The organism is Streptomyces sp. UC4497, assembly GCF_054871485.1.
On the sequence record NZ_JBTYHB010000012.1, the window covers coordinates 19,769 to 32,376 of the forward strand.

Genomic DNA, 12,608 nt, shown 5'->3' on the forward strand with positions numbered 1-12,608 from the left:
AGGTCCGCATGCCCAAAGTCAGCCGCAAGGGCGAAGGCAAGCCACTTAGAGACGCCATGGCCCGAGCTGGACTCTCCGGTCCGGAGCTCGCCGAGGCCACCAAGGAAGTGGACCCGATCGGTAGGGGCATCAGCCCCGCCACCGTCGGACGCCTCACCGGACGCGGCAGGACCGCACGCACCCAATGCGAGCTGTCTACGGCCTGGCTCGTCGCCGAAGCGCTGCACCGGAGAACGAGCGCCCCCCTCCAGGACCTCTTCAGCATGCCCACACGTTCGACTACGACAGTAGAAAGGTCAAGGTCTGATGCCGAAGAAGAGTGACCGCATAGTCGCCCTCCCGGCCGGACTCGTCCCGCTGCTGAGCCAGCGAGAGATCGAGACGTACTACGGCGTCTCCGACTGGCAGATCCTCCAGTGGATCAAGCAGGGGATGCCCACGGTCCCCTACGCCGGACGTGGCCGGCGCTTCAACCTCGCCGACTGCGAGGCCTGGCACGCGGAGAACGCGCAGCCGGACCCGCAGCTCGCCGCCACCGGCTGACTCCCCCTCACGCGCCGAAGAGCCGCTCCGACTTCCCGGCCTGAGCGACCCCACGACTACGGCGCCCCTACCCATCACAGAAAGAGAGGCCCCGATGGCCACTGAGATTACCGACCCGATGACCATGGCCGTGAAGGCGATGGCCCTCGTCGACGAGCGCGCTGCCCTCGTCCGCGAGGTCGCCACCCGCCTCATCGCCGAAGGTGGCGAGGCGATGCCCCCGCTCCTCGCCGTGAGCCTGGAGGCGTCGACGAACCGGGCGCACATCACGTTGCAGTCCTCGACCGAAGCTGATGCCGCTCTGTGGGCGCAGGCGTTCGGCATGACCCTCACGGACTCGGCGAGCGGGGCCACCGCTCAGGGCCACGCCGTGCACCACGCCGCCGAGTTCGAGGTGAGCGGAGCCGAGGTTCGGATCTCGGCCGTGACCTGGGTGCCCGCGGCTCGCGATGCGGCGGTCGCCGCATGAACGCCCCCGTCGAACTTGCCGCCTTCCTGGGTGACGCGAAGCCAGTGCGCGATGACCTGCTCGTCTCCCTCGCCGAGGCGACGCAGAAGGTCCGCGAGCACGAGCACCCCACGTGGGAAGACCTGTACTGCCTCAACCTCGTGTCGTACATGGGTGAGCGTATGGCCCCGGTGCTGCGCCGCCTGCTCGACGCCGAGGCCCGCGTTACCGAGCTGGAAGCCGCACCGACCACGGTCTACCGCGCGGAGCACCCGGACTCCGGCATCACCCTCGGCACGTACTCCAACCGCCAGGCCGCGCGCCAGCACTGCGAGACGGTACTGCGCCGCGAGATCGGCGACGAGGTGTTCCTCGGCTGGGTCCCGGACGACGGTTCCGAGTTGGCGGCGGAAGAACTGTGCATCGGCGAGGACGTCGTGTGCTCGGGCTACTTCGTCACGCCGCTGGAGATCGCCTCCGAGTACGACGAGGAGGCCGACGAGTGAACACGCGCGCCATCAACGCCGCGTCCGGGGCCATCCTCGCCGCACAGCAGCAGGGGCGCGTCGCCGCCGGCATCGCGCTCGCCCTCGACGCCGCCGGGCTCCTCAACTCCCCGGAGCACGCCGCCGAGGTGGCCGCCATGCGCGAGCGCCTCGCCGAGCTGGAGTGCGGCGCGGATCTCGGCCCTGGCTATCGGTGTCAGCGCCCGGCCGGACACTCCGGCGACTGTGAGCCGACGCCGGATCCGCGGCGTTCCGCAGACCGGCTGACGGCGCTGCTCGCGCCGACGCAGGCCCTCCGCGAGGCCGAGATGGGCGGTGCCTCGTGCTGACGATCGCGCTCCTCGTCTTCTCCCTCGCGCTCTCCGGCGAGGGCCTCCTCCTCTTCAAGCACGGCCTCGACCGCGAGTTCCCGATGAACAACGACCCGAAGGGCGAAGGCGCTATGTCCGACGACTCCGACCTGAACAACGAGCCCGAGGCCGACGAGCTGGACATCGCGGACGAGGTGGCGCTCGCGGACACGGGGCGCCGATGGGTGCCGCGTCCGGTGCCGAGGCAGCGCGAGGGCGGTGCCGCCGCATGACGACGACCGTGCAGGCCGGGGCTTCGGCCCCGGCCGCCGGCCCGGCCCCCATCACCGAGCCCGGCATCTACGACATGACGAACGAGGAGTACCACTCCCACCGGTACGCCCTCTCCTCGAGCGGAGCCCGGAAGCTTCTGCCGCCTTCGTGCCCGGCGATCTTCCGATACGAGCAGGACCACCCACAGCCGGTGAAGAAGGTGTGGGACATCGGCAACGCCGCCCACAAGCTCGTGCTGGGCAACGGGCCGACGCTGCGCAAGATCGAGCACGACACCTGGAACACCAACGCTGCGAAGGCCGCCGTGCTCCAGGCCCGCGAGGCGGGCGAGATCCCGCTGAAGCCCGCCGAGTTCCAGATGGTGCACGACATGGCGGACGCCCTGCGCCGGCACCCCGTCGCGAGCCTGCTGTTCGACCCGGACCACGGCACCCCCGAGCGGTCGCTTTTCTGGCGTGACGAGAAGACCGCCGTCATGCGTCGCGCCCGCCTCGACTGGCTGCCCAACCCCCGCTCCGGGCGGCTGATCATCCCGGACTACAAGACGTGCGTCTCGGCCAACCCCGAGAAGCTCACGCGCGTCATCGACGACCTCGGCTACCACCAGCAGGACGACACCTACCGGTCCGGCTGTCACGCGCTCGGCATCGCCGACGACGAGGCCGCGTTCGTCTTCGTCTGCCAGGAGAAGACCGCGCCGTACGTGATCACCGTGATCGAGGTCAACGCCACGGCCCGCCGCATCGCCGCCGCACGCAACCGGCGCGCCCTCGAAACCTTCGCGAAGTGCACCGCCGACGGCTACTGGCCCGGCTACAGCGACGACGTCGTATCCGTCGCCGTGCCGCCGTGGGCCGAGACCCGAGACACCTTGGAGTACCTGTGAACTACCCGGCTCACACCAGCGACTTCGCTGTCCCTGCCGCGCCCGCCCCGTCGTTCGTCGGACAGGGCACCGCAGTTGAGCAGTCCCGTGCGGTCGCCGAGGTCCAGGCCGCTGTCATCGTGGCTCGCCAGTTCCCCCGGAACGAGGCGCAGGCCATCGCCAAGATGCGTACCGGCTTTTCGCAGCACAGCCTCGCCATCCGCTCGTTCTTCCGTTTCCGCCGCGGCACCTCGAACGTGTCCGGCGAGACCATCCAGTTCGCCAAGGAACTCGCCCGCTGCTGGACGAACATCCACTACGGCGTGCACGAGCTGCGCCGCGACGACGCGGCCGGCGAGTCCGAGATGCAGGCGTGGGCCTGGGACTTGGAGACCAACGAGCGGGCGTCCACGACGTTCATCGTGCCGCACACCCGGTGGACCAAGGACAGCGGCGGGACTCGCCTGGAGGATCCGCGGGACGTCTACGAGAACAACTCGAACAACGGCGCCCGCCGACTGCGAGAGATGATCTTCAGTGTCCTGCCGGACTGGTTCCGCGAGCAGGCTAAGACCATTGCCACGAACACCGTGGAGAACGGCCAGGGCGACAAGCCGCTTGCACAGCGCGTCGCCGACTGCATCAGCCACTTCGAAGGGCTCGGCGTCACCGTCGAGCAGCTGGAGGAGAACCGGTCCGGCCGCGCCTCCGGGAAGTGGACCAACCTGGATCTCGGCCAGCTCCAGATCATCTCGGAGTCGATCCGCCGCGGTGAGCTGACGGTCGAGGAGGAGTTCCCGCAGCAGCGCGTGACCGTCGCCGAGATCACCCGCCAGCACGAAGACCAGAGCGCGCCCGCCCCGAGCGATGGCGACGCCGACTCCGGCCAGTGGCCGGCCGCCGCGGAGCCCGGATCGGGGGCCCGCGCATGAAGTGGCCGCTCGTCACCCGCCGCCGCTTCGTACGCGACCTGAAGGCCGCGACCGCCGACCGTGAGCGTCTGCGCGGTGAACGGGACCAGTTCGCCAAGGACCGGGACGCGTTCAAGGCCGCGGCTGAGTCCTCCGCCGAGCACTACGTGCAGGCCGACGAAGCCCGGGCCGCCGCAGTCCGCCGCGCGGACCAGCTCCAGGCGCGACTCGACGACGCCCTCGGCCTCAACTCCACCGCCGTCACCGACGGCGCCCGCTGGCAGCAACGCCGCCCCGACAAGAAGACCGAGGTGAAGCCGTGAAGCTCCGTGGACTCATCCGCCCCACCGGCCAGCACCGCGCCGCCACCGCGCCCCGGGCCGCGCTGTTCCCGGCCGCGCCGCACCGGCCCGTCATCACGCAGGCCTTCCGCTACTGCACCCCCTGCGGCACGGAGACGCCGGCCGTCCTGCACCGCGACGCACACACCTGCGGCGACTGCGGCCACACCCACTACACCGAGGACGACACCGAGTGAGCACCCCGTACGTGATCCAACTCCCGGCCGGGATGCCGCTGTTGAATGCGAACCAGCGGATGCACCACCGCCCGAAGGCAAAGATCACAGCCGAGATCCGCGCCAAGGCCATGGAAGCGGTCAGTGAGTGCCCCGCGCTCATGGATGCGCTCGCCGCGGCCAAGCCGGGCCCGCTGTTCCAGCGCGCGCACATCCTCGGCGTCCTGCACCCGCGTCGTGACGGCCGCGCCGACCCCGCGAACTGGTACCCGTCGTTCAAGGCCGCCGTGGACGGGCTCGTCGACGCCGGGCTCCTCGAGGACGACGACCACACGCAGCTCGTCGGCCCGGACATGCGCCTCGGCCACAAGGTAAAAGGCGGGCGCCTCGTCCTCGTCGTCACCGGCCTCGATCAGGGCGAGGACCCCCTCGCGAGCGGGGCGTGGTGACCATGCTCGCTGCGCTCCTCGCCCTGGTCCTGCCCGACTCGAACGCCTGGCGTGACCTCGCCGCGTGCCGGGGCGAGGACCCGGAGGTGATGTTCCCGGACAGCAACGAGGCCGGCATCGCGTACGCCAAGAGAGTCTGCGCCGGCTGCCCGGTACAACAGCAGTGCCTCCAGGACGCCATGCGCATCGAGGGCGCCCGCTCGAAGGACATGCGCTGGGGCATCTTCGGCGGGCTCACCCCGAGACAACGCCACCGCCGCTACACCCGGCTCCGCGTCAGCGGGCGGTTGCCGTGACGCGCCGACGGGCCAAGCGGCGCGCGCCGACCGAGCCCCCGCCCGGCGGGCTCCTCGACTGGAGCGACTCCTCCCACTGGGACTTCGAGCACGCACGCCCCTGCCGGTACTGCGCCGAGCCGACCCACCTCCGCGACTCCAAGCACAAGCCCGCACACAAGACCTGCGCCGAGCAGGCCCTCGCCCAACAGGCCGCCGACGCGGCCGACGCCTACCAGAACGGAACCCTGTAATGCCCAAGCTCAGCCCCGCCGACGTCCCCGAGGTCAAGCTCGACGCCGGCGCCGCGCACATCGAAGCCTCGCTCTCCCGCGACCAACGCCGCGGCCTCTTCGAGAAGCCCGGAACAACCGTGTACGCGATCGTCGCGCTCACCTCCAAGAGCTACACGGGTCACGCCGACGGCGAGGACAAGGACCCGCAGGTCAAGGTCCGCGTCACCGAGTGCGAGGTCGCCCGCAGCAACGAGGACGCCGCCGCCCTGGCCGACGCCAAGCGCGCCATGTGGAGGGGCCGCCAGATCGACGGAACGCTCGACGAGGTCGGCGAGGGCCCGCAGCGCCCCGACGCGGCTCTCCTCGACGTCACGGTCACGAAGCCCACCGAGGACGAGCTCAAGGCGCACAAGCGCCGCGTCGAGGACCGCCGCCGCTCCGAGTACGTCCGCTAACCCGCGTTCGGGGCGGGCACACCGCCCGCCCCGCGCACGGCCCTGACGGAACGCTTCCGCAACATCACGAGAGAAGACCCGAGTTGAGCACTGAGGAGCAGCCCGCCCCCACCCCCGGCAGCGTGCCGAACAGCTTCGGCAACGCGCTCGCCTGGAAGTGGACGCGGCAGATGCCCACCGCCGTACGGCGCTCCGGGCTGCCCACGCTCCTCTACGCCCTGCGCGCCATGTCCAACGCCGCCGGAGAGCTCCGCTTCGCCGACCGCAAGGCCATCCGCATCCAGGACATCGCCAAGGCCGCCTGCGCAGCCGAGAAGGACACCCGCCGCTACCTCGACGCAGCGATCCACGCGGGAGTCGTCGGAGTGAGGGGTGAACGGCGCCGCGGCGTACCCACCGTGTACTGCCTCCTCCTCGCCCCGTTCCCGGACTGGCAGGCCGCCGAGGACCACCTCCGCTCGACGGCACGCAAGCCAGGGAAGCGGCCGGCCGTATGGCAGGAGACCGACGAAAGTTCGGGTGACCGCGACCCGAACCAGTTCGGGCCACCGCGACCCGAACTTGAGGCGGATCAGGCCGAGGAAGTTCGGGTGACCGCGACCCGTATGAGTTCGGGTGACCGCGACCCGAATGGTTCGGGTGACCGCGACCCGAACAACCCAGGTACTTCCCAAGGTCTTTCCCAAGACGGGGCCGGGTCTGTTTCCAAACCCAAGTTGGTAGGGGCTCCCGAACCCCAACAGAGCGATCCCGATCAAGAACAACCCCACGGCGAACAACCCGCCGCCGACGGCATCACCCGCTGCACCGAATGCGGCTGGCACCTCGCCCCCGACCCCCGCCGCCCCGGCCGCACCACCCACACCGCATGCCAGAAACCCAGCGAGAGGACCGCGTCATGACGCCACACGAGCGCCTCGCCGCCGAAGACGTGCCCACCGGCACCTTCGGTCACGCACTCCCCCCTCGCCCCTCAGACGCCCACGTACGGCCCGGCCCCACCTGGAGCGCCACCGAGCAAGCCCAGCACTGCGCCGACCTCCTCACCGCCATCGACGGATGGATCTGGGACGAAGACGCCCGCGCCGACCAACGCCGACACCTCCAACTCATCGACGGACAAGCCGACACCAACGCCGCCTGAGCGCGCGTCACTCGGTTACGGCCGCCCCGCGCGCAAGACCTACGGACCCGACACCACGGATCTGCCAATGACCATCGCCGCGCTCCACGCGCTCCTCGACGAGATCGACACGCAGGGCGGCCCCGACGCAGCCCGACACAACCGACTCCACCTCCCCGACGAAAGGCCCCAGACCATGACCACAGCCCCCGTCCTCCGGCCGGCCCGCCCGGTCGCCGACGTGCAGATCACGCGCGACGCCGACGTCCGCCTCAAGGCGCAGGAAGCCATTCCCGTCGGCCAACTCCTCAAGTGGGGCGACGACCACCCCGACAGCGACATCCGCGACCAGGCCGCACGCGCCCGCGTCGCCCTCACCGGCCTCCGCCGACGCCACGCCGCCGACCAGGAGCTGACCGCGATCGGCACCGAGGCCGAGCAGCTGGAGAAGCGCCTCGCCGAACTCCGCGCCCGCGAGGCCGAGCTGGTGCCGGCCAAGCGCAAGCGCCGCGCTCCGGCCCGGGATTACGACACGCGTGAGGTCCGGGCATGGGCCGCGGCGAACGACATCGAGTGCGCCCCGGTCGGCCAGATCCCGAAGCGCGTCCTCGACGCCTGGCGCGCCCGCAACAGCGCGTGAACAGCAGCACGGCCGCCCCCGCTGATACCGGGGGCGGCCGACCCGACCAGTCCACCACACAACACCCCGGAGCCACGATGACCGAGACCGACTACGAGGCCCACTACGAACCGAGCCCGTCGACCATCACCCCGGCCCGCCTCGCGCAGATCAAGGCTATGCAGTTCACCACCGGACTCAACGCCGCCTGCGGCCACTTCGACACCGACGTCGAGCGCGACCTGTACCTGCTCGCCGCCCGCTGCTGGAACGCCCTGCAAGAGGTCCTCCGCGACCACACCCATCTGACCAACGCCCAAGCCGAGACCACCGCCCGTCTCGCCGCATGGGAAGGCCACCCCGACGGATGACCGACCTCATCGCCGCTGCCCAGACCGTCATCGTCGGCGCGCTCGCCTGGATCGCCGGCGGCGCCGCCCTCACCACCGCCGCGGCTGTTGCCCTCGCCGGTGTCATCCACAGAAGGAGGTCCCGATGACCCTGCTCATCGTCGCCCTGCTCGCCGTCGCGCTCGGCTGGATCTGGGGCCACTCCAGCGCCCGCATTCGGATCATCAACGTCGGCGCCACCGCCCGCCAGGACGACAACGCGCTGATGATCCAAGCGATCCGCGACCTCAACGACGCGTGCTGCGACCTCTGGTGGACGTCCACCGGCCTCGAACACGACCACACCTGTCCCAACCACAAGAGCCACCGGAGCGCCGCATGAACCGGATCCCGCTGGACGCGCTGACCAGCGACCAACTCGACACCCTGTACGAGCGCGCCGAGCAGGCCGAAGCCGCCATCGAGCGGGCCCGACAAGTCGAGGAAGAGTGGCGCACGTCGTGCATGACGAACGGCGACTCGGCCGGCGCGCACGCCCTCGCGATGGTTCGCTCATCCCTCGACGAGCAGCCCGGGCCGGCAGCGACCGAGCGCTGCTGTGGAAAGCCCGCGGGCGCCACCTGCGTCCACGACGTTCGCTGAGCACGACGAAGGGGCGCGCCCAGGTCCACCACGACAGCAGGCACGCCCCATCCGGTGGCAACACCGTACCGCCCCACCAGCACCAGGAGCGCTCGATGAACCCCACCGCCGCACACCTCCGCACCATCGCCCTCCACTGGACCGACCTCCGCGAAGCCCTCACGACCACCGGCACCACCTGGCCCCCCGCCGGCCGAATGAGCGACTACCTCACCGCCCTCGACCACGCCGACGAGCAGCTCGCCGAAGCCGCACGCTGGCAGGCCGCCTACAACCGGCAGTACCTCGACCGCGACCCGAACCAACTCGGCGTCACCCGGCCGCCCTTGAGCCTGACCATCGTGGACACCATGCGCGCCGTGGAGGCCGCGCTCACCCAGTGCGCCGACGACATCGCCCGCGCCGCACAACGCCCGCCCATGGCTATGCCGACCGCACGCCACGCCACCTACGGCAGCCAGCGGGAGGCCGACATCGCCCACCGCGACCGGCAACGCCAAGCCGTGCTCGCCCGCGCCGACTTGGCCGACCCCCGCAGGTGGCGGCACACCGGCCGACGCTCCGCACCCCACGCCGCGCTGTGGCTCCTCGCCCGCATCGAGTTCAAGCCCGGCCCCTGCCGGCGCCTCACCGACGACGAGGCCCGCCGGATCGGCATCGTCGCCGCGGGGGCCGCGGAGCGCGTGGAGAAGGCCCTCGACATTGCAGCGCAGAAGAGGACGCTCGCCCAACGCTGCGCCTGTGGCGGGGAGATCGACATGCACGGCGGCGAAGGCCGGGCCCCGGTCGCGCACTGCAACGGGTGCGGGGGGATCTGGACGGCGGGCGGGGCGATCGCGGCATGAACGTGCCTCCACGCTCGAGCAACGTCGACGAGCCCAGCCGCCCGAAACATACCGAAAGGAGTAAAATCGGTAGTGCTCCCGAGGAGATGCGGCGGTCCATAACGAACCGCATTTTCCAACGAAAGGAGTACGGGTGGCGGCAACAAGTTGGCGCGCATTCGTGAAGACGGGGTTACGCGCGATAGGCCCCCTGGCCGCGTACACAGCTCGATGGCTGCTGGCGCGAACAATCTGGGAATGGCTTAGCTGATCCCTGACATGAAGAGCGCCCGACCTCGCGCGAGGCCGGGAGCTCCATGCTGCACCCCGTGACTCGTTTCGCTGCGCGAGCGTTACCGGGCCGTGGACCTCGACGACGACGTGACCTTCGTACCCCCGCCGCCCGCTCCGCTACTCCCCGTGCTCGACCTCGACGACGCGCACGACCTGATGGGGCTGCTCGCGGACGTCCGCGACGGGCATGAGCCGGATGCCGAGCTCGCGCGCCACCTGCTCGCCAACCTCGCTGGCCGGGTACCGTCGCGTGGATGAGTCACGGGCAAGCAGCTACGCCCGGTCACCCCGAGGAGCCTCACCGAGTCGCCGACGTGTCCGCGATACGCAGCGTCACGCCCCCGTTCCACTTCTGTTCACGCCGGTAGATCGCGACCTCCAGCGAATACCGCGGCTCGTCAAGCAGGTGCAGCTGTACCCCGAGGCCCTCCCGAGGGATGCCCTCGGCCGCCGCGTCAACAGGCCCGTGGTCGAGGTCGAGCCGTCCGCGGAAGGGCGGGTCAAATCCATCGAGCTGCGCCCGCGCCTGCCATCGTCTGCCGTCATCGAGTTCAAGAACAGCCGGTCCATCGTATTCCGCCATGATCGCCTCCTGCGGGGATCAGGCCGCCTCGTAGTGGTGCGCGCGCCCGCCCCGCCACTTCACCCACGACGGATCGTCGAGCAGTCGTTCCGCGTCGTCCAGCCCGGCCCGGCGCAGGAACTCCACGACGTCGTGGTCGCTGTGCGCGAGGCCGAGGATCTGTCCGCGAGCCGTGACGCGCCGGCCGCCGGTGCCGAGCGGCGGGTGCACGACTATCGGGGCGCTCGCCATACCTCCAGGGTGCGCCTGGCGGGCGAGCCTCGCAGGTCGCGCGCCTCGTTGCCGAATAAATCGAACACGTGCTCTAGTTAAAGGGAAGTGATCGCCAAGCCTCCGGGGGTGACCATGTCCCGCACCATCCACTCGCAGCCCGCCGACATCCGACAGGCCGGCATCGAGCGCGCCTACCGCGAGCTGCTCCTCAAGCTCGACGGCGAGCCGAGCGTGCGCGAACTGGCCGACGCCGTCGGCGTCACCCCCTCGACGATCAGCCTTCAACTCAAGAAGATGCGCGAGCGCGGCATCGACATCCGCACGCGCGGATGGAGACGCCGGCGCATGTGCCCGCACTGCGGCGGCGACCTGTGACCTACACCCCACCCGGCCGCTATCACGTCGCCTTCGACCGCGACGGCACGCGCATCCTGGACGGCTGGTGGGACGACCCGGACACGGCCGACGGGAAGTTCGACGGGCTCCAGGCGCAGCACGAGGAGCATGCCAGCGCGCGACTGCTCCTCACGGAATGGGATGGCGGGCGGGAGTGGCCGCTCCGAGAGTGGCCGCGAGCGACCGGGGCAGACGACACCACATGAACGGCTTCCTGACAGTGGCCTTCGGCATCGCCATCGGCGGCATCGTGGTCCTGAGTTGGTGGGTCCGATCCACAACGGTGCATGACCTTCGGCTACGGAACCGCCGCAGTCGTCGAGCTACTCCTCCGCCTTCGGAGGATGACGAGTGATCTGCCGGAGCTGCTTCTCGACGTCGAACCGGTTGAGACCGGCCTCCTGCGCGTACACGGTGACCGCGGCCTGAGCCTTCGCCGCCGCCTCGAACCACACCTCGCGCTGCTTCTCGCGGTCGTCGTCGTCGAGGTGCTCCAGCTTCTTGCCCTCGTCGTCGGCCGCGCGCTGCAACTTGATCAGGTCATCCGGAAGTTCGATCGCCACGAACCGGATCTTAAGCCGCGCCCCACGACGGGGCGCGGCGGGCACGACGAAGCCCCCGACCACGACGGCCGGGGGCTCGACTGCGCGCGGCTACGCGTCCCAGTCGGCAGACACCTCCTGCACGGCCCGCGCGACCGCCTGTGCGGCCCTCTCGGCCTGCTCGTCGGTGAGGCCGATCTTCTGGGCTGCGACACCGGTTTGGTAGGAGAGCACGTTCGCCAGTCGTTCCCCCTTGGTGAGATCCGCTTCGGGGTCGCCCGCCGGGTGCAACTCGGTGACGTTCATGGGCACTCCTTCGTCTCGTGAGGCCAGATCCGTGCGCTTGCCCGGGCTCGGAGGGTTCGCCGCGAAGAACGCGGCCACCTCGTCAGCCCGGAACCGGGGCCGCGTACTGCCCTCACCCTCGACAGGCTTCGGGAAGTCGCCGCGCTTCCGGTGCGTGTGCACCGTCTGCCGACTGACCCCGTGCTCCACCGCGATCTCGCTGGTCGTCATCAAGCGCGGGCTCCCCTCTGCATCAGGGCTCTTGGGCACGGCAACATCCTTCCCGAACCTCTTGACGTTGTAAAGAGGTTCCTGCCAGTCTGGCACTGCACCAACAAGGAAGCCCCGGCCCGGAGTTGCACCTCCATTGGGCCGGGGCGGACCCACCCCGACGCGATCAAAGGAGCAGGTCCGTGGCCCACGGTACCGACACCAAGACCACCAGCGAAGCCCCCAGCCGAGCCGCCCTCGTCGCCCGCGCCCTCGGCTTCCCCCGCGGCTGGACGCCGAACGAGCACCTCGGCGAGACCCTCCACTTCATCACCGCGTGGACGCAGCACGAGCTGAACGCGATCTATGTCCGCGCCGGCGGCACCGTCACCACCCGCCTCGTCTCGCGCTCCACCAGCGACGGCAGCCGCACATGGCCCGCCACCGAGATCACCCTCACCGTCCCCGTGCCCAACATCGGCGACGTCCAGATCGTCACCGACTGGGACGAGCCGAGCGGCGGCACCGACCTGCCGATCATGCGGCACATCCCGGCCGCCGAGCTGATCGCATGAGCGCGCCAACCGAGGCCGAGCGCGTCGCCGAGCTCCAGAAGCAGGCGGCCGCCGACTACGCCAAGGCGCAGAACCCCGCGCAGCAGGCCGCCGCCCGCGACCAGCTCGCCCACGCCCGCGCCCACGGCAACGAGCAGGCCAGCACCAACTGACCCGCCGACCG

At 70.4% G+C, this 12,608-nt stretch carries 30 protein-coding genes; 26 read left to right on the forward strand and 4 right to left on the reverse strand.

Annotation, left to right across the window (positions count from 1 at the left end; all coding sequences use genetic code 11):
- The first annotated feature begins 306 nt into the window (after window positions 1–306).
- From ACYSUO_RS18460 to ACYSUO_RS18565, 22 genes are all read left to right on the forward strand, one after another.
- Window positions 307–543 carry a hypothetical protein gene (locus tag ACYSUO_RS18460; protein ID WP_461777220.1) on the forward strand — a complete coding sequence of 79 codons (237 nt, stop codon included), beginning with the start codon at window positions 307–309 and terminating at the stop codon, window positions 541–543.
- 94 nt (window positions 544–637) lie between these two features.
- Window positions 638–1,012 carry a hypothetical protein gene (locus ACYSUO_RS18465; RefSeq protein ID WP_461777221.1) on the forward strand — a complete coding sequence of 125 codons (375 nt, stop codon included), beginning with the start codon at window positions 638–640 and terminating at the stop codon, window positions 1,010–1,012.
- Window positions 1,009–1,497, forward strand: coding sequence for a hypothetical protein (locus ACYSUO_RS18470; RefSeq protein ID WP_461777222.1), 489 nt, complete (start codon window positions 1,009–1,011; stop codon window positions 1,495–1,497). The genes ACYSUO_RS18465 and ACYSUO_RS18470 overlap by 4 nt, the downstream gene beginning before the upstream one ends.
- Entirely contained in the window at window positions 1,494–1,826 is a 333-nt protein-coding gene (locus tag ACYSUO_RS18475) for a hypothetical protein (RefSeq protein ID WP_461777223.1), read from the forward strand. The genes ACYSUO_RS18470 and ACYSUO_RS18475 overlap by 4 nt, the downstream gene beginning before the upstream one ends.
- Window positions 1,820–2,080 carry a hypothetical protein gene (locus ACYSUO_RS18480; protein ID WP_461777224.1) on the forward strand — a complete coding sequence of 87 codons (261 nt, stop codon included), beginning with the start codon at window positions 1,820–1,822 and terminating at the stop codon, window positions 2,078–2,080. The genes ACYSUO_RS18475 and ACYSUO_RS18480 overlap by 7 nt, the downstream gene beginning before the upstream one ends.
- Window positions 2,077–2,967, forward strand: a complete 891-nt coding sequence (locus ACYSUO_RS18485; protein WP_461777226.1) for a PD-(D/E)XK nuclease-like domain-containing protein — start codon at window positions 2,077–2,079, stop codon at window positions 2,965–2,967. The genes ACYSUO_RS18480 and ACYSUO_RS18485 overlap by 4 nt, the downstream gene beginning before the upstream one ends.
- Window positions 2,964–3,878, forward strand: coding sequence for a hypothetical protein (locus ACYSUO_RS18490; RefSeq protein WP_461777227.1), 915 nt, complete (start codon window positions 2,964–2,966; stop codon window positions 3,876–3,878). Before ACYSUO_RS18485 ends, ACYSUO_RS18490 begins: the two co-directional genes overlap by 4 nt.
- Entirely contained in the window at window positions 3,875–4,180 is a 306-nt protein-coding gene (locus ACYSUO_RS18495; protein WP_461777228.1) for a hypothetical protein, read from the forward strand. Before ACYSUO_RS18490 ends, ACYSUO_RS18495 begins: the two co-directional genes overlap by 4 nt.
- Complete coding sequence (locus ACYSUO_RS18500; protein WP_461777229.1) at window positions 4,177–4,395, forward strand: hypothetical protein; 219 nt, start codon at window positions 4,177–4,179, stop codon at window positions 4,393–4,395. Before ACYSUO_RS18495 ends, ACYSUO_RS18500 begins: the two co-directional genes overlap by 4 nt.
- Window positions 4,392–4,823, forward strand: coding sequence for a hypothetical protein (locus ACYSUO_RS18505; RefSeq protein ID WP_461777230.1), 432 nt, complete (start codon window positions 4,392–4,394; stop codon window positions 4,821–4,823). Before ACYSUO_RS18500 ends, ACYSUO_RS18505 begins: the two co-directional genes overlap by 4 nt.
- Window positions 4,824–4,825: 2 nt before the next feature.
- Window positions 4,826–5,119 carry a WhiB family transcriptional regulator gene (locus ACYSUO_RS18510; RefSeq protein ID WP_461777231.1) on the forward strand — a complete coding sequence of 98 codons (294 nt, stop codon included), beginning with the start codon at window positions 4,826–4,828 and terminating at the stop codon, window positions 5,117–5,119.
- Window positions 5,116–5,352: a hypothetical protein gene (locus ACYSUO_RS18515; RefSeq protein ID WP_461777232.1), complete on the forward strand. Its 237-nt coding sequence runs from the start codon at window positions 5,116–5,118 to the stop codon at window positions 5,350–5,352. The genes ACYSUO_RS18510 and ACYSUO_RS18515 overlap by 4 nt, the downstream gene beginning before the upstream one ends.
- Complete coding sequence (locus ACYSUO_RS18520) at window positions 5,352–5,789, forward strand: hypothetical protein (protein ID WP_461777233.1); 438 nt, start codon at window positions 5,352–5,354, stop codon at window positions 5,787–5,789. Before ACYSUO_RS18515 ends, ACYSUO_RS18520 begins: the two co-directional genes overlap by 1 nt.
- Window positions 5,790–5,872: 83 nt before the next feature.
- The gene (locus ACYSUO_RS18525; RefSeq protein WP_461777234.1) at window positions 5,873–6,691 is read left to right on the forward strand and encodes a hypothetical protein; all 819 of its coding nucleotides are present in this window, start codon (window positions 5,873–5,875) and stop codon (window positions 6,689–6,691) included.
- Window positions 6,688–6,933: a hypothetical protein gene (locus ACYSUO_RS18530; RefSeq protein WP_461777235.1), complete on the forward strand. Its 246-nt coding sequence runs from the start codon at window positions 6,688–6,690 to the stop codon at window positions 6,931–6,933. Before ACYSUO_RS18525 ends, ACYSUO_RS18530 begins: the two co-directional genes overlap by 4 nt.
- Before the next feature lie 67 nt (window positions 6,934–7,000).
- Window positions 7,001–7,552 (forward strand): Lsr2 family DNA-binding protein, encoded by a 552-nt coding sequence (locus ACYSUO_RS18535; RefSeq protein ID WP_461777236.1) that lies wholly within the window; start codon window positions 7,001–7,003, stop codon window positions 7,550–7,552.
- Window positions 7,553–7,629: 77 nt separating this feature from the next.
- Window positions 7,630–7,902 carry a hypothetical protein gene (locus tag ACYSUO_RS18540; RefSeq protein ID WP_461777237.1) on the forward strand — a complete coding sequence of 91 codons (273 nt, stop codon included), beginning with the start codon at window positions 7,630–7,632 and terminating at the stop codon, window positions 7,900–7,902.
- Window positions 7,899–8,030 (forward strand): hypothetical protein, encoded by a 132-nt coding sequence (locus tag ACYSUO_RS18545; protein ID WP_461777238.1) that lies wholly within the window; start codon window positions 7,899–7,901, stop codon window positions 8,028–8,030. The genes ACYSUO_RS18540 and ACYSUO_RS18545 overlap by 4 nt, the downstream gene beginning before the upstream one ends.
- Window positions 8,027–8,263, forward strand: a complete 237-nt coding sequence (locus ACYSUO_RS18550; RefSeq protein WP_461777239.1) for a hypothetical protein — start codon at window positions 8,027–8,029, stop codon at window positions 8,261–8,263. Before ACYSUO_RS18545 ends, ACYSUO_RS18550 begins: the two co-directional genes overlap by 4 nt.
- The gene (locus tag ACYSUO_RS18555; protein ID WP_461777240.1) at window positions 8,260–8,523 is read left to right on the forward strand and encodes a hypothetical protein; all 264 of its coding nucleotides are present in this window, start codon (window positions 8,260–8,262) and stop codon (window positions 8,521–8,523) included. The genes ACYSUO_RS18550 and ACYSUO_RS18555 overlap by 4 nt, the downstream gene beginning before the upstream one ends.
- Window positions 8,524–8,618: 95 nt before the next feature.
- Window positions 8,619–9,368 (forward strand): hypothetical protein, encoded by a 750-nt coding sequence (locus ACYSUO_RS18560; protein ID WP_461777241.1) that lies wholly within the window; start codon window positions 8,619–8,621, stop codon window positions 9,366–9,368.
- A gap of 360 nt (window positions 9,369–9,728) precedes the next feature.
- Window positions 9,729–9,899, forward strand: coding sequence for a hypothetical protein (locus tag ACYSUO_RS18565; RefSeq protein WP_461777242.1), 171 nt, complete (start codon window positions 9,729–9,731; stop codon window positions 9,897–9,899).
- Between the two features lie 40 nt (window positions 9,900–9,939).
- Here ACYSUO_RS18565 and ACYSUO_RS18570 read toward each other — a convergent pair whose 3' ends face one another.
- Window positions 9,940–10,224, reverse strand: a complete 285-nt coding sequence (locus tag ACYSUO_RS18570) for a hypothetical protein (protein ID WP_461777244.1) — start codon at window positions 10,222–10,224, stop codon at window positions 9,940–9,942.
- Between the two features lie 18 nt (window positions 10,225–10,242).
- On the reverse strand, window positions 10,243–10,455 hold the full coding sequence (locus tag ACYSUO_RS18575) for a hypothetical protein (protein ID WP_461777245.1): 213 nt from the start codon (window positions 10,453–10,455) through the stop codon (window positions 10,243–10,245).
- Between the two features lie 114 nt (window positions 10,456–10,569).
- Between ACYSUO_RS18575 and ACYSUO_RS18580 the strand changes: the two genes are divergently transcribed.
- Window positions 10,570–10,812, forward strand: a complete 243-nt coding sequence (locus tag ACYSUO_RS18580) for an ArsR family transcriptional regulator (RefSeq protein ID WP_461777246.1) — start codon at window positions 10,570–10,572, stop codon at window positions 10,810–10,812.
- The gene (locus ACYSUO_RS18585) at window positions 10,809–11,039 is read left to right on the forward strand and encodes a hypothetical protein (protein WP_461777247.1); all 231 of its coding nucleotides are present in this window, start codon (window positions 10,809–10,811) and stop codon (window positions 11,037–11,039) included. The genes ACYSUO_RS18580 and ACYSUO_RS18585 overlap by 4 nt, the downstream gene beginning before the upstream one ends.
- Before the next feature lie 117 nt (window positions 11,040–11,156).
- Here ACYSUO_RS18585 and ACYSUO_RS18590 read toward each other — a convergent pair whose 3' ends face one another.
- A complete protein-coding gene (locus ACYSUO_RS18590) occupies window positions 11,157–11,396 on the reverse strand; it encodes a hypothetical protein (protein ID WP_461777248.1) in 240 nt (79 codons plus the stop codon).
- 90 nt (window positions 11,397–11,486) lie between these two features.
- Window positions 11,487–11,891 carry a helix-turn-helix transcriptional regulator gene (locus tag ACYSUO_RS18595; RefSeq protein ID WP_461777250.1) on the reverse strand — a complete coding sequence of 135 codons (405 nt, stop codon included), beginning with the start codon at window positions 11,889–11,891 and terminating at the stop codon, window positions 11,487–11,489.
- A 182-nt stretch (window positions 11,892–12,073) separates the two neighbouring features.
- Here ACYSUO_RS18595 and ACYSUO_RS18600 point away from each other — a divergent pair, with 182 nt between their 5' ends.
- Both ACYSUO_RS18600 and ACYSUO_RS18605 read left to right on the forward strand, forming a co-directional pair.
- Window positions 12,074–12,445: a hypothetical protein gene (locus ACYSUO_RS18600; protein WP_461777251.1), complete on the forward strand. Its 372-nt coding sequence runs from the start codon at window positions 12,074–12,076 to the stop codon at window positions 12,443–12,445.
- Window positions 12,442–12,597: a hypothetical protein gene (locus tag ACYSUO_RS18605; protein ID WP_461777252.1), complete on the forward strand. Its 156-nt coding sequence runs from the start codon at window positions 12,442–12,444 to the stop codon at window positions 12,595–12,597. The genes ACYSUO_RS18600 and ACYSUO_RS18605 overlap by 4 nt, the downstream gene beginning before the upstream one ends.
- Window positions 12,598–12,608 lie beyond the last annotated feature (11 nt).